This window comes from Pseudomonas sp. CNPSo 3701, from assembly GCF_028674975.1.
GTDB classification, from domain to species: Bacteria; Pseudomonadota; Gammaproteobacteria; order Pseudomonadales; family Pseudomonadaceae; genus Aquipseudomonas; species Aquipseudomonas straminea.
On record NZ_JAQZSI010000004.1, the window covers coordinates 24056 to 39722 of the forward strand.

Annotated in this window: 19 protein-coding genes; 3 read left to right on the forward strand and 16 right to left on the reverse strand. The window is 63.8% G+C overall.

What is annotated here, in order from left to right:
* Positions 1-78: 78 nt before the first annotated feature.
* A complete protein-coding gene (locus PVA39_RS12390; RefSeq protein WP_274124317.1) occupies positions 79-1014 on the forward strand; it encodes a hydroxymethylglutaryl-CoA lyase in 936 nt (311 codons plus the stop codon).
* 52 nt (positions 1015-1066) lie between these two features.
* Here the strand turns inward: PVA39_RS12390 and PVA39_RS12395 are convergent, their stop codons facing one another.
* The 14 genes from PVA39_RS12395 to ccmA form a co-directional block, all read right to left on the reverse strand.
* Positions 1067-1501 carry a hypothetical protein gene (locus PVA39_RS12395; protein WP_013791073.1) on the reverse strand — a complete coding sequence of 145 codons (435 nt, stop codon included), beginning with the start codon at positions 1499-1501 and terminating at the stop codon, positions 1067-1069.
* 157 nt (positions 1502-1658) lie between these two features.
* Positions 1659-2828 carry an MFS transporter gene (locus PVA39_RS12400; RefSeq protein WP_274124318.1) on the reverse strand — a complete coding sequence of 390 codons (1170 nt, stop codon included), beginning with the start codon at positions 2826-2828 and terminating at the stop codon, positions 1659-1661.
* Positions 2829-3164: 336 nt separating this feature from the next.
* Positions 3165-3992 (reverse strand): SDR family oxidoreductase, encoded by an 828-nt coding sequence (locus PVA39_RS12405; protein WP_274124319.1) that lies wholly within the window; start codon positions 3990-3992, stop codon positions 3165-3167.
* 226 nt (positions 3993-4218) lie between these two features.
* Positions 4219-5058, reverse strand: a complete 840-nt coding sequence (locus PVA39_RS12410; RefSeq protein ID WP_075959730.1) for an IclR family transcriptional regulator domain-containing protein — start codon at positions 5056-5058, stop codon at positions 4219-4221.
* Between the two features lie 216 nt (positions 5059-5274).
* Positions 5275-5628, reverse strand: coding sequence for a hypothetical protein (locus tag PVA39_RS12415; protein WP_274124320.1), 354 nt, complete (start codon positions 5626-5628; stop codon positions 5275-5277).
* Positions 5625-6833 (reverse strand): c-type cytochrome biogenesis protein CcmI, encoded by a 1209-nt coding sequence (ccmI, locus tag PVA39_RS12420; RefSeq protein WP_274124321.1) that lies wholly within the window; start codon positions 6831-6833, stop codon positions 5625-5627. Before ccmI ends, PVA39_RS12415 begins: the two co-directional genes overlap by 4 nt.
* Positions 6830-7315: a cytochrome c-type biogenesis protein gene (locus PVA39_RS12425; RefSeq protein WP_274124322.1), complete on the reverse strand. Its 486-nt coding sequence runs from the start codon at positions 7313-7315 to the stop codon at positions 6830-6832. The genes ccmI and PVA39_RS12425 overlap by 4 nt, the downstream gene beginning before the upstream one ends.
* Positions 7312-7848, reverse strand: coding sequence for a DsbE family thiol:disulfide interchange protein (locus PVA39_RS12430; RefSeq protein ID WP_013791066.1), 537 nt, complete (start codon positions 7846-7848; stop codon positions 7312-7314). The genes PVA39_RS12425 and PVA39_RS12430 overlap by 4 nt, the downstream gene beginning before the upstream one ends.
* The gene (locus PVA39_RS12435) at positions 7845-9818 is read right to left on the reverse strand and encodes a heme lyase CcmF/NrfE family subunit (RefSeq protein WP_274124323.1); all 1974 of its coding nucleotides are present in this window, start codon (positions 9816-9818) and stop codon (positions 7845-7847) included. Before PVA39_RS12435 ends, PVA39_RS12430 begins: the two co-directional genes overlap by 4 nt.
* Positions 9815-10279 carry a cytochrome c maturation protein CcmE gene (gene ccmE / locus PVA39_RS12440; RefSeq protein WP_274124324.1) on the reverse strand — a complete coding sequence of 155 codons (465 nt, stop codon included), beginning with the start codon at positions 10277-10279 and terminating at the stop codon, positions 9815-9817. The genes PVA39_RS12435 and ccmE overlap by 4 nt, the downstream gene beginning before the upstream one ends.
* Positions 10276-10452 carry a heme exporter protein CcmD gene (ccmD, locus tag PVA39_RS12445; RefSeq protein WP_070886331.1) on the reverse strand — a complete coding sequence of 59 codons (177 nt, stop codon included), beginning with the start codon at positions 10450-10452 and terminating at the stop codon, positions 10276-10278. The genes ccmE and ccmD overlap by 4 nt, the downstream gene beginning before the upstream one ends.
* Positions 10449-11207, reverse strand: a complete 759-nt coding sequence (locus PVA39_RS12450) for a heme ABC transporter permease (RefSeq protein WP_274124983.1) — start codon at positions 11205-11207, stop codon at positions 10449-10451. Before PVA39_RS12450 ends, ccmD begins: the two co-directional genes overlap by 4 nt.
* A gap of 61 nt (positions 11208-11268) precedes the next feature.
* The gene (gene ccmB / locus PVA39_RS12455; protein ID WP_274124325.1) at positions 11269-11940 is read right to left on the reverse strand and encodes a heme exporter protein CcmB; all 672 of its coding nucleotides are present in this window, start codon (positions 11938-11940) and stop codon (positions 11269-11271) included.
* Entirely contained in the window at positions 11937-12572 is a 636-nt protein-coding gene (ccmA, locus tag PVA39_RS12460) for a cytochrome c biogenesis heme-transporting ATPase CcmA (RefSeq protein ID WP_274124326.1), read from the reverse strand. Before ccmA ends, ccmB begins: the two co-directional genes overlap by 4 nt.
* A 130-nt stretch (positions 12573-12702) precedes the next feature.
* On the opposite strand from ccmA, the gene fliK reads away from it, so the two are divergent.
* Positions 12703-14250 (forward strand): flagellar hook-length control protein FliK, encoded by a 1548-nt coding sequence (gene fliK / locus PVA39_RS12465; protein WP_274124327.1) that lies wholly within the window; start codon positions 12703-12705, stop codon positions 14248-14250.
* Positions 14247-14588 carry an EscU/YscU/HrcU family type III secretion system export apparatus switch protein gene (locus PVA39_RS12470; protein ID WP_093503472.1) on the forward strand — a complete coding sequence of 114 codons (342 nt, stop codon included), beginning with the start codon at positions 14247-14249 and terminating at the stop codon, positions 14586-14588. The genes fliK and PVA39_RS12470 overlap by 4 nt, the downstream gene beginning before the upstream one ends.
* A 179-nt stretch (positions 14589-14767) precedes the next feature.
* Here PVA39_RS12470 and PVA39_RS12475 read toward each other — a convergent pair whose 3' ends face one another.
* The gene (locus PVA39_RS12475) at positions 14768-15166 is read right to left on the reverse strand and encodes a DUF2802 domain-containing protein (protein WP_027911376.1); all 399 of its coding nucleotides are present in this window, start codon (positions 15164-15166) and stop codon (positions 14768-14770) included.
* A gap of 1 nt (position 15167) precedes the next feature.
* Positions 15168-15647: a chemotaxis protein CheW gene (locus PVA39_RS12480; RefSeq protein WP_013791056.1), complete on the reverse strand. Its 480-nt coding sequence runs from the start codon at positions 15645-15647 to the stop codon at positions 15168-15170.
* Between the last annotated feature and the right edge of the window lie 20 nt (positions 15648-15667).

Genomic DNA, 15667 nt, shown 5'->3' on the forward strand with positions numbered 1-15667 from the left:
CTTGTCCACCACTACAGCCACCTCATACAAGCCGGTGCGCACATCACACCCTACACCGCGAACAACCAGGATCATGCCATGACCAAACGCCTCTACATCCAGGACGTCGCCACCCGCGACGGCTTCCAGATCGAAGCCAGCTTCGTGCCCACCAACGCCAAGATCGCCTTGATCGACAGGCTGTCGCAAACCGGCCTGGCAAAGATCGAGGTCACCTCCTTCACCTCGCCCAAGGCGATTCCCAATCTGCGTGATGCCGAAGAGGTGATGCGCGGCATCGCCCGCGTGCCAGGCGTGGAGTACACCGTGCTAGTGCCCAACGTGAAGGGCTGCGAGCGGGCGCTGTCGTGCGAAGTCGACGAGATCAATCTGGTGATGTCGGCCAGCGACACCCATGGTCTGGCCAACCTGCGCATGACGCCGGAACAGTCACTCGCGCAGTTTCGCGAGATCATCGAGGTCACTTGCGGCAGCGGCGTGTTCATAAACGCCTCGCTGTCGACCACCTTCGGCTGCCCGTTCGAGGGCGAAGTGCCCGAGACGCGCGTGCATGAGTTGACCGAGCGCCTGCTGGCAATCGGCGTGCAGGGCGTGACCCTGTGCGACACCACCGGCATGGCCGACCCGGCCCAGGTCGAGCGCATTTGTCGCGAGTCGCTGCAGCGCTGGCCCGAGGCGATATTCACCGCGCATTTTCACAACACACGCGGCATGGGCCTGGCCAATGCCCTGGCAGCCCTGAACGCCGGCATCGACCGCTTCGACGCCTCCCTTGGCGGCCTTGGCGGCTGCCCTTATGCACCGGGCGCCAGCGGCAATATCTGCACCGAAGATCTGGTGCACATGTTCCAGCGCATGGGCCTGGAGACGGGGGTCAACCTCGATGCCCTGCTCGAAGCCGCCGCCACCCTGCCCGACCTGATCGGCCACGACGTGCCGAGCGCCATCCTTAAGGCTGGAAAGTCCGACCGTCGCTATCCAAAACCGAAATGGATGAGCGAAACGCAAGCGTAAGGACGTTATAGGGCTTCGGCGGCAGCCCAGAACTCGCATCGCAGGCAGCGGCTCAGCCCCGCAGCCCTCCTTCCCGCTCCCAGGCGCAGCGCACGCGCAACGCGCCATCCTGCGGGCTGTGTAGGCCGCTTTCCGATTCGGCTTCCCAACGGAAGGTGTGGGTGCCGTTTAGTTCGGTTTCCAAGTGCACCACAGCGCTGGCCCAGTAGAGGCGTTTGAGCAGCGCCTCGAACTCGGCGACCCACAGTTTCCATTCGTACTCGATGGTCTGGTAACTGGCGCCGAAGTGAATCACCTGGGTCTGATACAGGCCGCTGCCCGGTTGCTGGCAGCAGGAGAACATCTCGCGACCGAGGAACGGCCAGGCGTCGCCGCTGGGCAGTGTGTCGAGCACCTGCCGGTTGAGCAGGCGCCGCAGACGACTCTCCGCAGCGCTGTCCGACGGCCAGTCACGAATATTGCCGTAGACGATGGATTCCGATTCCACGGGGGCACTCCGCTAAAAACTGGCAGCCTTCTATCACAGCGCGCGATTCAGGGGAATGCCGCAGGCCAGGCGAGCGGCCAGGACAGTGATGAGGGTCATTCAATCGGCTAGGCGATGACCCGGGTTTCGCTTCGCTCTACCCGGGCTACAAAGCCATTCACACTGGAGGGCGGCGCGGACCTTTGCGCATCGACCAGGCCAGCAGCACCATCACCACCGCCATGCATGTCAGCACCAGGAACGGCACCTGATAAGTGCCCGAAAGGTCGCGCGCCAGACCGCTGAGTACCGGGCTCAGGCATGCGACGCTGTAGCCCGAGCCGAGCATCATGGCAGTCCAGCGACTGACCGCCATGGGCGAGCCGGCCTCGTAGATCGGCAGCAACAGCGACAAGGCGAAGGAACCGCTCATGCCGAAGCCCAGGGTCAGCGCCCAGAATTCCGGGATGAAGGTCGGCGCAAAGGTGATCATCACCAGGCTGACCAGGGTCAGGGAGCCGCAGCCGACCATCAGCAGGTAACGGTTGAAGCGCTGCACCAGTATGGGTAGCACGAAGGAGCTCGGCAGCCCCATCAGCATGGCCAGGCTGAACAGCGTGTTGCTGTGCATCGCCGATAAGCCCGCCTCCTGGTAACGCGCCACCGTCCAGGTCGCCACCGCGTAGAACAGCCCAGCCTGCAGGGCGAAATAGGCGCTGATCAACCAGGCCCGCCCCTCGCGCCAGGGCAAACCGGCGGAGGCATCCTCCTGACTCAGCGGCTCGACATGCTGCTTGGGCAGGCAGCACCAGATGACCACTGCCAGCACAGCGGGCACTGCCCAGATGGCCAGGCCGTAGCTCCAGTCATCGCCAAACAGCTGGGTGAACGGCATGGTCAGCACTACACCGATGGCGCCACCGATAGCCATGCTCAACGAGTACCAGGCCAACACTTGGCCCATGCGACCGGCGAAATGGCGTTTGATGAAGCCCGACAACAAAGGCCCGGCAATGGCGATGGCGGCGCCTAGCAGCACGGCGCTACCAACGAGAATGCTGCTGGAATGGCTGACCAGGCGCAGCACCAATGCCAGGGCGATGGCACCCAGGCACAGCGTGATGGTGCGCTCCAGGCCCAGCCGCACGGCAAGCCGCGGCGCAAGGGGCGCCAGCAGGCCCATACACAGCACCGGTAGCGCCGTGGTGAGGCTGATAAAGCCGCGGCTGAGGGACAGTTCCTGAGCGATACGCTCGATAAGCGGCGCCAGCGAGGTAATGCCGGGGCGGAGATTCACCGCTGCGGCCACCAGAGCCAGCAGCAGTAAAGCGCGGGAGACGGGTTTCACACGAGTTCCTGATCATGCGGCCAGGTTCGGCCGAGCCGGCAACCCTACTCGTGCGTTTCGATTAGGGCAAGCGCGAGCCAGTGCTCGCACTGTGCAATGGCCTGAGAAGCTGTTCAGGATCACTCGCCGTAATTGCATCTGTAATGACTACGGCATGGCGGGAGCAGTCGGTCGCAACTCGTAGGAGGGGCTTTAGCCCCAAGATCTTTGCCCCCTTGTAAAGCTCGGGGCTAAAGCCCCTCCTACGAAATATACGCTGCTCACCGATCGCTTTTGCCTTCTTGCAGCCAACGCACGGGATACAAGCTCCCGGAAAACCAACGCTCGTGAACAGGTTCAAGACGTCTTCGTTTCGCGCTGCCCGGCCGCCTTGGCGCGCATCTTCTCGCACATCAGGGTCATCTCGTCGTACAGCAGTTGCGGGTTCTTCTGCTTCAGCGCCCAGGCCTGGCGGCCCTGCTCGTGGGGCAGAATCATGAACTCGCCAGCGGCGACGGCTTTGAAGATGTAGTCGGCGATGAACTCGGCATTGATCGGCGAGCTTTCCAGCAGCTTGCCGACCTGAGCCTTCATTGCCGGTGTCGGCCCGCGGAACGAGTCGAGCAGGTTGGTCTGGAAGAACGACGGGCACACCACATGCACGCCGACCTGCAGCGGCTTGAGTTCGGCCAGCAGGCTTTCCGAAAGTGCAACCACGCCAGCCTTGGCGACGTTGTAGTTGCTCATGCCCGGGCCCTGCATAAGCGCCGCCATAGAGGCGATGTTGACGATGCGCCCGTGGCTGCGCTCGAGCAGCGGCAGAAAGGCTTTGCAGCCCTTGACCACGCCCATCAGGTTGATCGCCAGTTGCCAGTCCCAGTCCTCCAGCGACAGCTCGGCGAAGAAGCCGCCCGAGGCGACCCCGGCGTTGTTGATGATGATATCGATGCCGCCGAACTTCTCTTCACAGGCCTGCGCCAGTGCCGTCAGTTGGCTGTAGTCGCGCACGTCGCAGCGCATGGTGAAGCCATCGCCGCCGGCATCGCGCACCAGGCGCAGGGTTTCCGCCAGCCCGGCGTCGTTGACGTCCGACAGCGCCAACCGCCAGCCCTCGCGTGCCCAGCGCAATGCCAGCTCGCGCCCCAGGCCGGAGCCGGCCCCTGTGATCATCATGCGATTGCTCATGCTCAACCTGCCCTGCTGGCTAATGAAAGACAGCCCGAGTGTAGCGAAGGCACAGGCGGCGCCCAGCCATCATCAGGTTGTTGAATGGGCGCACCGCGGGGTGGGTATGGCGCGGCTCGCGCGACCGGTTATTCCTGGGTATCGCTTCGCTCAACCCCGGCTACGGTTCCGGGATCACTGCTAGGCAGCCCGGGTCGAGCATAGCGACACCCGGGAGTTCAGAGCGCTACTGGAACAGTCGTGTGCTCAGCTCGTGGCTGGCTTCCAGCAGAATGGGCAGGAAGCGGCTCTCTAGCTCCTGGCGCGACACGCGGCCCACATGGGTGCCGACATTGAGCGCCGCCAGCACTTGGCCGGCGGAATCCTTCAACGGCACGGCAATTGAGCGCAGGCTGACTTCCAGCTCCTGATCGATGATCACCCAGCCCTGGCGGCGGATCTCCTCGATATTGGCGCGCAGGTCTTCGGGGGTGTGCAGAGTACGGCTGGTTTTCACCTGTAGATCCGCATGGCTCAGGTAGTCGTCCAGCGCGGCATCATCCAGCGCCGCCAGCAGGATACGACCCATCGAGGTGCAATAGGCCGGCAGACGGCTACCCACGCTCAGGTCGACGGAGATCAACCGCTGCGGCGTCGCCGAACGCGCGATGTAGAGAATCTCATCGCCCTCCAGCGTGGCCATCGAACAGGCTTCGTGCAGTTGCTCGCTCAGGCGGTCGAGAATCGGCTGTGCGGTAACGGCCATCGGCGTCGAGGACAGATACGCGTGGCCCAGGGTCAGCACCTTGGGCAGCAGCGAGTAGACGCGTCCGTCGGTGGTTACATAGCCGAGCTTCATCAGCGTGTGCAGGCAACGGCGCACGGCGGCGCGGGGAATCTCGGTGCGGTGGCTGATCTGCGCTATGGTCAGGTGGCGCTTGCGCTCCTGAAAGGCGTGAATCACCGCCAGGCCACGGGCCAGCGACGTCATGAAGTTGGGGTCGCCGGTAAAGGCTTCGATGCGCTTGGCCGGCGACGCGATGATCGGCGGCGCCATCGAACTGGGCACGGAACGGGATTCGGGCATGGCACTGTCACTCGTCCAGACGGTTTGCGCGATTATCGAACTGCGGTTCGATAATCGCAAGACGCAAGGCCTACTACACGCGGCCGCAAACCGAGACGCATGAAAACGGTCCAGGCATGCGAATGAATGAGCAATGCGACGCTATAACGAAAAAGCCGCCCTTTGTCAGGACGACTCAGTCTGGCGAATCAATACCTGTGCGGGCGTTACGTCGCGTCACTGCGCGTGATGGCGATACAACTGCGGAGGCACTCCGGTGCTATCCACCGGCTCCCACGGGCCTTGCAGGGTACCGGCCCAACTCCAGCCATCCTGCCAGCGGTAGAAGGTGCGCTCGCGGTAATAGGTGTCGCGCTCGGAATCGATCTCGTAGACGCCCAGTGCGTTGTTCCAATGGCTGGAAACGCCCGGCGGTGGTGCGAAACGCGGGTGGGATTTGGCGACCTGCGGCGAGCCGGAAGGCGGCGTGGAAGGCCCGCCAGCTGGCGTGCCGGGCGCCGGGCTATGCAGGGTACAGCCGGCCAGGCTCAACAAGGTGGCTGCCACGGCAGCCGAAATCAGTCTGTTCATGGAGGTGTGCCGTCAGGGCTATCGATGACAAGGCGTTGCACGTCCTGGGTGCTGCTGGCCACCGGTTGCCCCTGGCCGATCCACTCGCCGCTTTTCGCATCGCCGGCGCGCGAAATGCGCGCTACCAGTTGAACCTGCTCGAACGCGGAAAGTTTCAGTTGCGGCATCATCGCATCGCTGTCCGAGAGGCTGACTTCGGCGGGCAGGTCGGCGACCGTCAGGCGCTTGGCCGCCAACGGCATTGGCGGGCCGGATGCAGCGCGGGCAAACACGAATACCGTATCACCGGGCTGCACCTTGTCACGCAGCGCAGGCGCCAGTTCGACACGCACGTGCAGACCAGCCGATGCTTGCGAATGCGCGGCAGCACTGTCTTCGGCCTGCGAGCCCAGCTCCTGGCGGGCACGCTCGATACCGCCGGCAATCGCCTGGCGTGAGGGATCGCCCTCGGGCAGCACGGCCACCAGTCGCTGCCAATAGCCGATGGCATCAGCGAAGCGCTGTTCCTCATAGGCGGCGATGCCCAGCAAGCCGAGGCTGGTCACCTCCTGCGGGTCGGCTTTCAAGGCTTCGCTGGTCAGCACGTCCAGTTGCGGGCTCCACTGTTTGTCAGCGGCAAAATACAGCGCCTGGGCCCACTGGCCGAGCAGTTCGGGCTCGCGTCCCGCCACCTTGACCGCCTGTTCGAACGCCCGAGCGGCATCCGCCGCGCGCTGCTGAGCCATGTAGCTGCGGCCCAGGAAATACCAGCCCTCGGCGGACTCCGGATTGCTCTGCACGGCCTGCTCCAGGCGCGCGGTCATCTCTTCGATGCTGCGCGGCTCTGCGGCGAATGTGCGCGCCTGCTCGACCTTGTCGATGGCGCCCCACTGCAGGTACAGCACCACGGCCAGCACGGGCACCAGCGCCACCGCCAGCAGCGGTACGGCGCGGCCGAGGCGACGTGCCTGGCGAGCTTCGCTGCCCTCGGTGTCAGCCAGCAGCTCGCGGGCCGCTTCGTCGTGGGCAGCCTGCCATTGCGCTGCATCCAGGGTGCCGGCCTGATGCTGCAGTTCCAGCTCGCGCAGGCGTTCCTGATAGAGAGTCACGTTGAGCGCGGTGCGATCTTCCTCGGTCTGCACCTTGCGCCCGCGCAGCAGCGGGATGAGCAGGAAACTCACCGCGACCAGACACAACAGGCCGGCGGACAACCAGAATTCGATCATGGGGCTTTCTTATCCTCAGGCACCTGCTCGAGCAGGTGCGCCAGACGTTGCTGTTCTTCCTGTGACAGACCCGTGGCAGCCTCACCACTGGACTTGCGACGGCGCAGGACGATCACTCCGAGCAGCACGAAACCGCCGGCCAGCAGCGCCGCCGGGCCGTACCAGAGCAGCAGCGTGCGACCACTGACCGGCGGCTTGTAGAGCACGAAATCGCCATAGCGTGCGACCAGGTAATCGATGATCTGCGCATTGCTCTCACCCGCCTCGAGCTTGCGGTAGATCTCGGCGCGCAAGTCCACGGCGATCGGCGCGTTGGAGTCGGCAATGTTCTGGTTCTGGCATTTCGGGCAGCGCAGCTCTTCGGTGAGCTGGCGATAGCGATCACGTTCGCCCTCGCTGGCGAACTCATAGGTGTCGATGGCAGCCTGGGCCACACCGCCCAACGCCAGCAGCAGAACCAGGCCGCTAAACAGGCGCATCATTGGCCGGCCTCATCGACCATCTGCTGGTACAGCGGCGCTAGCTTCTCGCGCCAGATCGCTTCGTCGATCACGCCGACAAACTTGTGGCGAATGATGCCCTTGGCGTCGACGAAGAAGGTCTCCGGCGCCCCGTAAACGCCGAGATCCAGGCCCAGCGTGCCCTTGGGGTCGCTGATGTTGAGCTGGTACGGGTCATGGAATTCGCTCAGCCATTTCTGCGCGGCCGCGTTGTCGTCCTTGTAGTTGACGCCATGGATGTTCACACCCATGGACGCCAGCTTGTTGAGCACCGGGTGCTCGACCTTGCAGGCCACACACCAGGTGGCCCAGACGTTGACCAGTGACGGTTTGCCGAGCAGGTTCTGCTGGGTGATCAGTTGATCACCCTCCACCGCCGGCAGCGAGAAGGCCGGGAAAGGTTTGTCGATCAATGCCGACGGCAGCTCGGACGGATCAAGAAACAGCCCGCGGTAGAGAAATACCGCCACGCCGAGAAAGATCACCAGCGGTAGCAACAAGATCAGGCGTCTCATGCGCGAGCCTCCTGCAGGCCCAGCGCGTCACGCACGCGGGTTTTGACTTTCATCCGGTAGCGCTTGTCGGCGGCGGCGAGAAAGCCACCGAAGCCCATCATCAGGGCGCCTAGCCAGATCCAGCGAACGAAGGGTTTGATATGAATTCGCACCGCCCAGGCGCCTTGCCCCAGCGGCTCGCCGAGGGCGACGAACAGATCGCGGGTCAGCCCGGCGTCGATGCCGGCTTCGGTCATCACCGATTGCTGCACGGTGTACAGACGCTTTTCCGGGTGCAGCACGGCGATCTGCTTCTCCCCGTCGAAGATGCGCACCGTGCCGCGGTCGGAAATGAAGTTCGGCCCCTCGTGATGCGCCGCCCCTTCGAACACGAAGCGGTAGCCGCCCAACTCCACCGCTTCGCCAGGCGCCATGCGCATGTCGCGCTCGAAGCTGCCCAAACTGGTCAGTACTACGCCCAGCGCGCAGACCGCCAGCCCCAGGTGCGCCAGCTGCATGCCCCAGTAACTGCGGCCCAGGCTGGTCATGCCTTTGAAAAAGCCCTTGTGGCGAGTCTTGTCCTGAATGTCACGTAGCCCGGCCAGGGTTACCCAGGCGGCCAACAGGCAGACGCCGAGCACCGCCCAGTGGAAATCGCCCCATAGCAGGCTGGCCAGCAACGCCAGTGCCACACTGGCGACCAGCACCGGGGTGAGCATGCCGAGCAGCCAGCGCAGCGGCGTGTCCTTCCAGCGCACCAGCACGCCGACCGCGAGTACGGCCATCAGCAAGCCCATCAGCGGCACGAACAGCGCATTGAAATATGGCGGACCGACCGACAGCTTGGCGCCGCTCAGGGCATCGAGCACCAGCGGATAAAGGGTGCCGAGCAGGATCATCGAGGCGGCCACCACCAGAATCAGGTTATTGGCCAGCAGCAGGGTCTCCCGCGACCACAGGCCGAAGCCGACCTGGCTGCGCACCACCGGCGCGCGCAGGGCGAACAGGGTCAGAGAGCCGCCGACCACCAGCAGCAGGAAGGCGAGAATGAACACGCCGCGCTCCGGGTCGCTGGCAAAGGCATGCACCGAGGTCAGCACGCCGGAGCGCACCAGGAAAGTACCCAAAAGGCTCAGGGAGAACGCGGCGATGGCCAGCAGCACCGTCCAGCTCTTGAACACGCCGCGCTTCTCGGTCACCGCCAGCGAGTGAATCAGTGCCGTGCCGACCAGCCAGGGCATGAACGAGGCGTTCTCCACCGGGTCCCAGAACCACCAACCGCCCCAGCCCAGCTCGTAATAGGCCCACCAGGAACCCAGGGCGATACCGATGCCGAGAAAGGCCCAGGCGATGATGGTCCACGGCCGCGACCAGCGCGCCCACGCGGCGTCCAGCTTGCCGCCGAGCAGCGCGGCGATGGCGAAGGCGAAGGCCACCGAGAAGCCCACGTAGCCCATGTAGAGCATCGGCGGATGAATGATCAGGCCGAAGTCCTGCAGCAGCGGGTTGAGGTCGCGGCCATCGGCCGGTACGTTCGGCAGCAGGCGGGTGAAGGGGTTGGAGGTGACGATCAAAAACAGCAGGAAGCCGACGCTGATGATGCCCATCACACCCAGCACGCGGGCGAGCATTTCCTCGGGCAGCTGCCGCGAGAAGATCGCCACGGCAAAGGTCCAGCCGCCGAGAATCAGGGCCCAGAGCAGCAACGAGCCTTCGTGAGCGCCCCACACGGCGCTGAACTTGTAGTACCAGGGCAACGCGGTATTGGAGTTCTGCGCCACGTAGGCCACGGAAAAGTCATCGATCATGAAGGCGTAGGTGAGACAAGCGAAGGCGAAGGCTAAAAAGGCGAACTGCCCCCAGGCCGCCGGCTGCGCCAGGCTCATCCACTGGCGGTCGCCGCGCCAGGCGCCGATCAGCGGCAGAGTCGCCTGCACCAGGGCCAGGCACAGGGCCAGAATCATCGCCAGGTGGCCGAGTTCGGGAATCATTGCGCGGCCTCCCCGGCCTTCTCGTATTGCGTGTTCATACCGCTCTTCTCCAGGGCCTGTTTGACCTCCGGCGGCATGTAGTTCTCGTCGTGCTTGGCCAGCACTTCATCGGCTTGCAGCAGGCCGGCATCATCGATCTTGCCCATGGCCACGATGCCCTGCCCTTCACGGAACAGATCCGGCAGGATGCCGTGGAAGCGAATGGTCACCCGCGCTGCGTAGTCGGTGACCACGAAATCGGTCTGCAGTGAATCGCTGGAGCGCTTCACAGAACCTTTTTCCACCATACCGCCGGCACGGATACGGGTATCGCGTGGCGCCTCGCCGTTGGCGATCTGCGTGGGGGTGTAGAACAGGTTGATGTTCTGCTGCAGGGCGCTCAGGGCCAGCGCCACGGCGATACCGACGCCGGCAACGATCGCCAGCACGATAAACAGGCGCTTCTTGCGAACGGCGTTCAACGTGACTCCTCCCGGCGCATACGGCGCGCCTCATCCTGCAAGTACCGGCGCCTGGCCTGCAGCGGCAGCAATACATTGAGCACCAGCACCACCAGGCAGATGCCGTAGGCCGACCACACGTAGGCACCATGGTTGCCCATGGCGAGAAAGTCGGCGAATGACGCGAAGCTCATCGTTTGCCCTCCACCAGCGCGCGGATCTCGGTTTTCACCCAACTGCTGCGCGCTTCCCGGCGCAGCACTTCGAGGCGCATGCGCATCAGCAGCACGGCGGCGAAGAAGCAGTAGAAGCCCAGCACCATGATCAGCAGCGGCAGCCACATCTGAGCCGGCATCGCCGGTTTTTCGATCACGCTGAAGGTGGCCGGCTGGTGCAGGGTATTCCACCACTCCACCGAGTACTTGATGATCGGGATATTGATCACACCCACCACCGCCAGCACCGCGGTGGCCTTGGCCGCGCTGTCGCGGTTGCTGATCGCCTGGCCGAGGGCAATCACGCCGAAGTACAGGAACAGCAGGATCAGCATGGAGGTCAGTCGCGCATCCCAAATCCAGTAGGTGCCCCAGGTCGGCTTACCCCAGATAGCGCCGGTGATCAGCGCGATGGCGGTCATCCAGGCGCCAACGGGAGCCGCCTGTTGCAGGGCAACATCGGCCAGCTTCATCTTCCACACCAAGCCAACCACGCCGGCAACGGCGAGCATCACGTAGATCGACTGCGCCAAAAATGCCGCCGGCACATGGATGTAGATGATCCGGAAGCTGTTGCCCTGCTGGTAATCCGGCGGCGCGAAGGCCAACCCCCAGACCGTCCCCACAGCCAGCAGCACGGCAGCGGCAACGGCCAAGCCGGGCAACCAGCGGCCACTGATCTCATAAAACCATTTGGGCGAGCCCAGCTTGTGAAACCATGTCCAGTTCATCAGGTTACTCATCTGTCTCCTAGGTCAGCGCCGAATGGGAGGCCGACCTGGTCACACGGTTCAATCATTCGCTGACGCTGATTTTCAGGCCGGCGGCAATGGCTAAGGGTGTCAGGGTTACCGTCAGGGCGGTGAGGCTGGCCAGCCAGAGCAGGTGCCCGGCGACCGGCAAACCTTGCAGACTCGCCTGCAAGGCCCCGCTGCCGAGAACCAGCACCGGGATGTACAGCGGTAAAATCAGCAGCGCCAGCAACAGCCCACCGCGTTTGAGGCCCACGGTCAGGGCTGCACCAATGGCGCCGAGCAGACTGAGGATCGGCGTGCCCAGCAGCAGTGAGGCCAGCAGCACCGGCAGGCAGCGCGCCGGCAGGCCGAGCATCAGGGCCAACAGCGGCGACAGCACCACCAGCGCCAGGCCGGAGAACAGCCAGTGCGCCGCCACCTTGGCGAGCACCAGGATTGGCAACGGGTGTGACGACAGCACCCATTGCTCCAATGACCCATCTTCAAAGTCACTGCGAAACAGGCCATCGAGGGAAAGCAGCACCGCCAACAGCGCAGCAACCCACACCAGGCCAGGCGAAAGGCTTTGCAGCAGTTGCGTTTGCGGGCCGACGGCCAGCGGAAACAGGGCGATGACGATAGCGAAGAACACCAGTGGATTGGCCAGCTCTGCAGGGCGGCGACACAACAGCCGCGCCTCGCGCACGACCAGCAGCATAAATACGCTATTCATGCGCCATGCTGTCCCAGATCAAGTTCACGGTAGCCATCCGGCATGCCGCTCATGGCATGGTGAGTGGTGAGGATCACCAGGCCGCCGTTGCGGCAATGGGCCGCCAGGTGCGCCTCGAGCTGGCTCACCGCCTGTTTGTCCAAGGCAGTAAAGGGTTCGTCGAGAATCCATAGCAGTGGGCTGTCCAGATACAGCCGCGCTAGCGCCACGCGGCGTTGCTGACCGGCAGACAGCGTATGACAGGGAATATCTTCGAACCCGCGCAGACCGACGGCGGCCAGAGCCTGCCAGATCTGCTCGCGGCTCGCGGGGCGATGCAACGCGCACAGCCAGGCAAGGTTTTCTTCCGCACTGAGCAGCCCCTTGATGCCGGCGGCATGGCCGATCCACAAGAGCTCACAGGCCAGGTCGCCACCGCGCTCGGCAAGCGGTTGCCCGTTCAGGCGTACGGTGCCGCTGGTGGGCGCTCTGAGGCCGGCAAGCACCCGCAACAAACTGGTCTTGCCGCTGCCGTTGGGCCCTGAAACTTGCAGCATCTGCCCAGCATCCAGCCTAATGTCGAGATTCTCGAACAGCAGGCGCCAGTCCCGTTCGCAGGACAGCGCCGTGGCTTCAAGAAAAGGACTGCTCACAACGCGGGCACCTGGTTCAAGTCGAGACGATTGTGGCCGCTATACTGGTGCGGACGTTCGCAATGGCCGCGATTATACATGCCCATCAGGCTGACCCGCAGCGTGCATTGGGCCCAGAGTATGAGACTTAATGACCGAGATCAGTGGATCGCGCCCTATAGCGCCACCACCCGCCGCCAACAGACCGGCCGTTAGCGCCGCGGACCTGGCGGTAAAACTGCTCAAGCCCCTCGACGGGCTGATGGTGCCCGGAGAAACCGCCAAGGCCGAAGTGGTTGCATCCAAGGAAGTGGCGCAGAGCTTCCAGCTCATGCTGCGCCTGAACCTGGATGGCGGCCGCCAGACCACGGTGCAGGCAAGCAGCGCGCAGCCGCTCGCCCAGGGCACGGCGCTGGCCGTCACTGCGCTCTCTGATACGCGCCTCGCACTTGCGGTGCTAGCTGGCGGTAACAAGCCGCTGACCAGCATCGACCTCGAACAATTGCCGGTTGGCACCCTGCTGCAGGGCAAGGTGATTTCCCGTGAAATGCTGCCCACCCAAATCGCTCAGGCGACCGTCTTCAAGGTGCTGGTCAACCTGCTCAATACCGGGCTGGCCGGCAAAACCCTTAGCCTGGAAACCACGCTCAATCTGCCACCCGGCAGCCTGCTCAGCGCCCGCGTGCAGGGCGATCAGTCCCTGGCCTTCCTGCCACTCAGTGGTCGCCTCGACCAATTGGCGCTGCTGCAGCAACTCGGCAACCAGCAAAGCCGCCAGGGTTCGCTGGAGGGCTTGATGGCAGCACTCAAGGGCATGGGCGACCAGGGCGGTCTGCCCGATGGCCTGAAGGGCAGCATCGACAAGTTACTCGCGGGCTTGCCAACAGGCGAGCAACTGAGCAATGGCAAGAGCCTGATGAAGGCGCTGGAAAACAGTGGGCTGTTTCTGGAGAGCAAGTTGCTGACCGGCCAAACCGGCGGCCTAGGCACCGATATGAAGGCCAATCTGCTGCGCCTGGTCAGCCAGCTGCTGCCACTGCTGCCCGGTGCTGCGCCGTTGGCTGCGGCGACCGCTTCGGCTACTGCCATGACTCAGGCCCTGCCGGCATTCGCCCGCAACGTGCTGGGCAACATAGGCCAGAGCAGCGGCCGCCAGCAAGCCATGAGCTTTCCACTGCCCAGCCGCCTACTGCAGTCGATGAATGAAGAGGCCGACCTGGAAGCGCTGCTCAAGCTCGCAGCAGCGGCCATCTCGCGCCTGCAGACGCACCAGCTGTCCAGCCTCTCGCAAAGCCAGGTCGGCCCAGAAGGCCAGCTGCTGACTACCTGGCAGACGGAGGTGCCAATGCGCAATCAGCACGAGCTGGTGCCACTACAGGTGAAGATCCAACACGAAGAACCCGCACCATCCGGCAAACAGGATCCCAAGGAAGCGTTATGGCGTATCGACCTGGCGTTCGATCTGGACCCGCTGGGGCCGCTGCAGGTGCAGGCGCAGCTGGCCCATGGCAGCCTGTCAAGCCAGCTCTGGGCCGAGCGAGCCAGCACCGCCGGGCTGATCGATCGCGAACTGGGCAATTTGCGTGAACGCCTGGTGGCTGCGGGCCTGACGGTGGGTGACCTGGTCTGCAGTCAGGGCACGCCGCCACAGGGCCCGAAGACCTCCCTGGAACAACGCTGGGTGGATGAAACCGCATGAGCAGTAAAGCATCCCGCCAGGCCATCGCCCTCACCTACGACGGCCAGAATGCCCCCAACCTCAGCGCCAAGGGCGACGACGAGCTGGCCGAAGCCATACTCGCCATCGCCCGCGCCCACGATGTACCGATCTATGAAAATGCGGAATTGGTCCGCCTGCTCGCGCGCCTGGAGCTGGGTGAAGCAATCCCCGAGCAGCTGTACCGCTGCATCGCGGAAATCATCGCGTTCGCCTGGTATCTTAAAGGCAAATTCCCGGCCGGCTTCGACCCGCGCGGTAAGCCGAACGATGGGCCGCTGATGCTCGAAGGGCCGACTGGTAAAAACCGCAAGCGCTAGATCACCAACCGACGGCTGTTGTCCTGAGTAGCGCTTCGCTCAACCTGGGCTACGGGTACGGGACGCGGCCCGCAAGGAACTGCGTTGGACAGAATATCGGGACATTTGGAGATCTAAACGTAGCCTGGGTCGAGCGAAGCGATACCCAGGTGCGAGACTCGAAGGGATAAAACGAATGCTTAGGAGCGGCGCGCCTGATGGAGCTTGGCGACCAATTCCGCCTCGGCCTTGCTGAGACCACAGGATTGGGTCAGGTCGTCGGCACTGGCGCCCATACCGACCAGGCGTGCGGCCTGGGTGAAGGAAAGGCTGGTAGGGTCGCGCTGTTCGATCTGGGTCAGCTTGTCCGGCAGTGGCGCCACGGTGCGACGCAGCTCATGGAGCTCCTCGCCCATGCGGATGCTACCGGTCAGGTAGGTGTCCAGGCGCTTGCCCAGCTCGCGGATGCGCTGGTCACGCTGGGCATCGCGCTCGGCCTGCAACTGGCTGGCCAGGCGCAAACGTCCGGCAAGCCAGACGCAGGTGCCTACCAACCCGGCGCAGACCAGAGCGAGAACGATGAGTGCAGCTTCAAGCACCTCAGATGCTCTCCAGCTCCGACCACTCCTCCTCGGTCATCATCTTGTCCAGTTCGACCAGGATCAGCAGCTCGCCGTTCTTGTTGCAAACGCCCTGGATGAACTTGGCCGACTCATCGTTACCCACGTTCGGCGCGGTTTCCACCTCGGACTGACGCAGGTAAACCACTTCGGCGACGCTGTCGACCAGAATGCCCACCACCTGCTTGTCCGCCTCGATGATCACGATACGGGTGTTGTCGGTGACATCAGACGAATCCAGGCCGAAACGCTGGCGTGTGTCGATGACGGTAACCACGTTGCCGCGCAGGTTGATGATCCCCAACACGTAGCTCGGCGCACCCGGTACCGGGGCGATCTCGGTGTAACGCAGCACTTCCTGCACCTGCATCACATTGATGCCGTAGGTCTCGTTGTCCAGACGGAACGTAACCCACTGCAGGATCGGATCTTCAGCGCCTTGTGCAGAGCTTTTCTTCATGGCCTAGCCTCATCATTGAC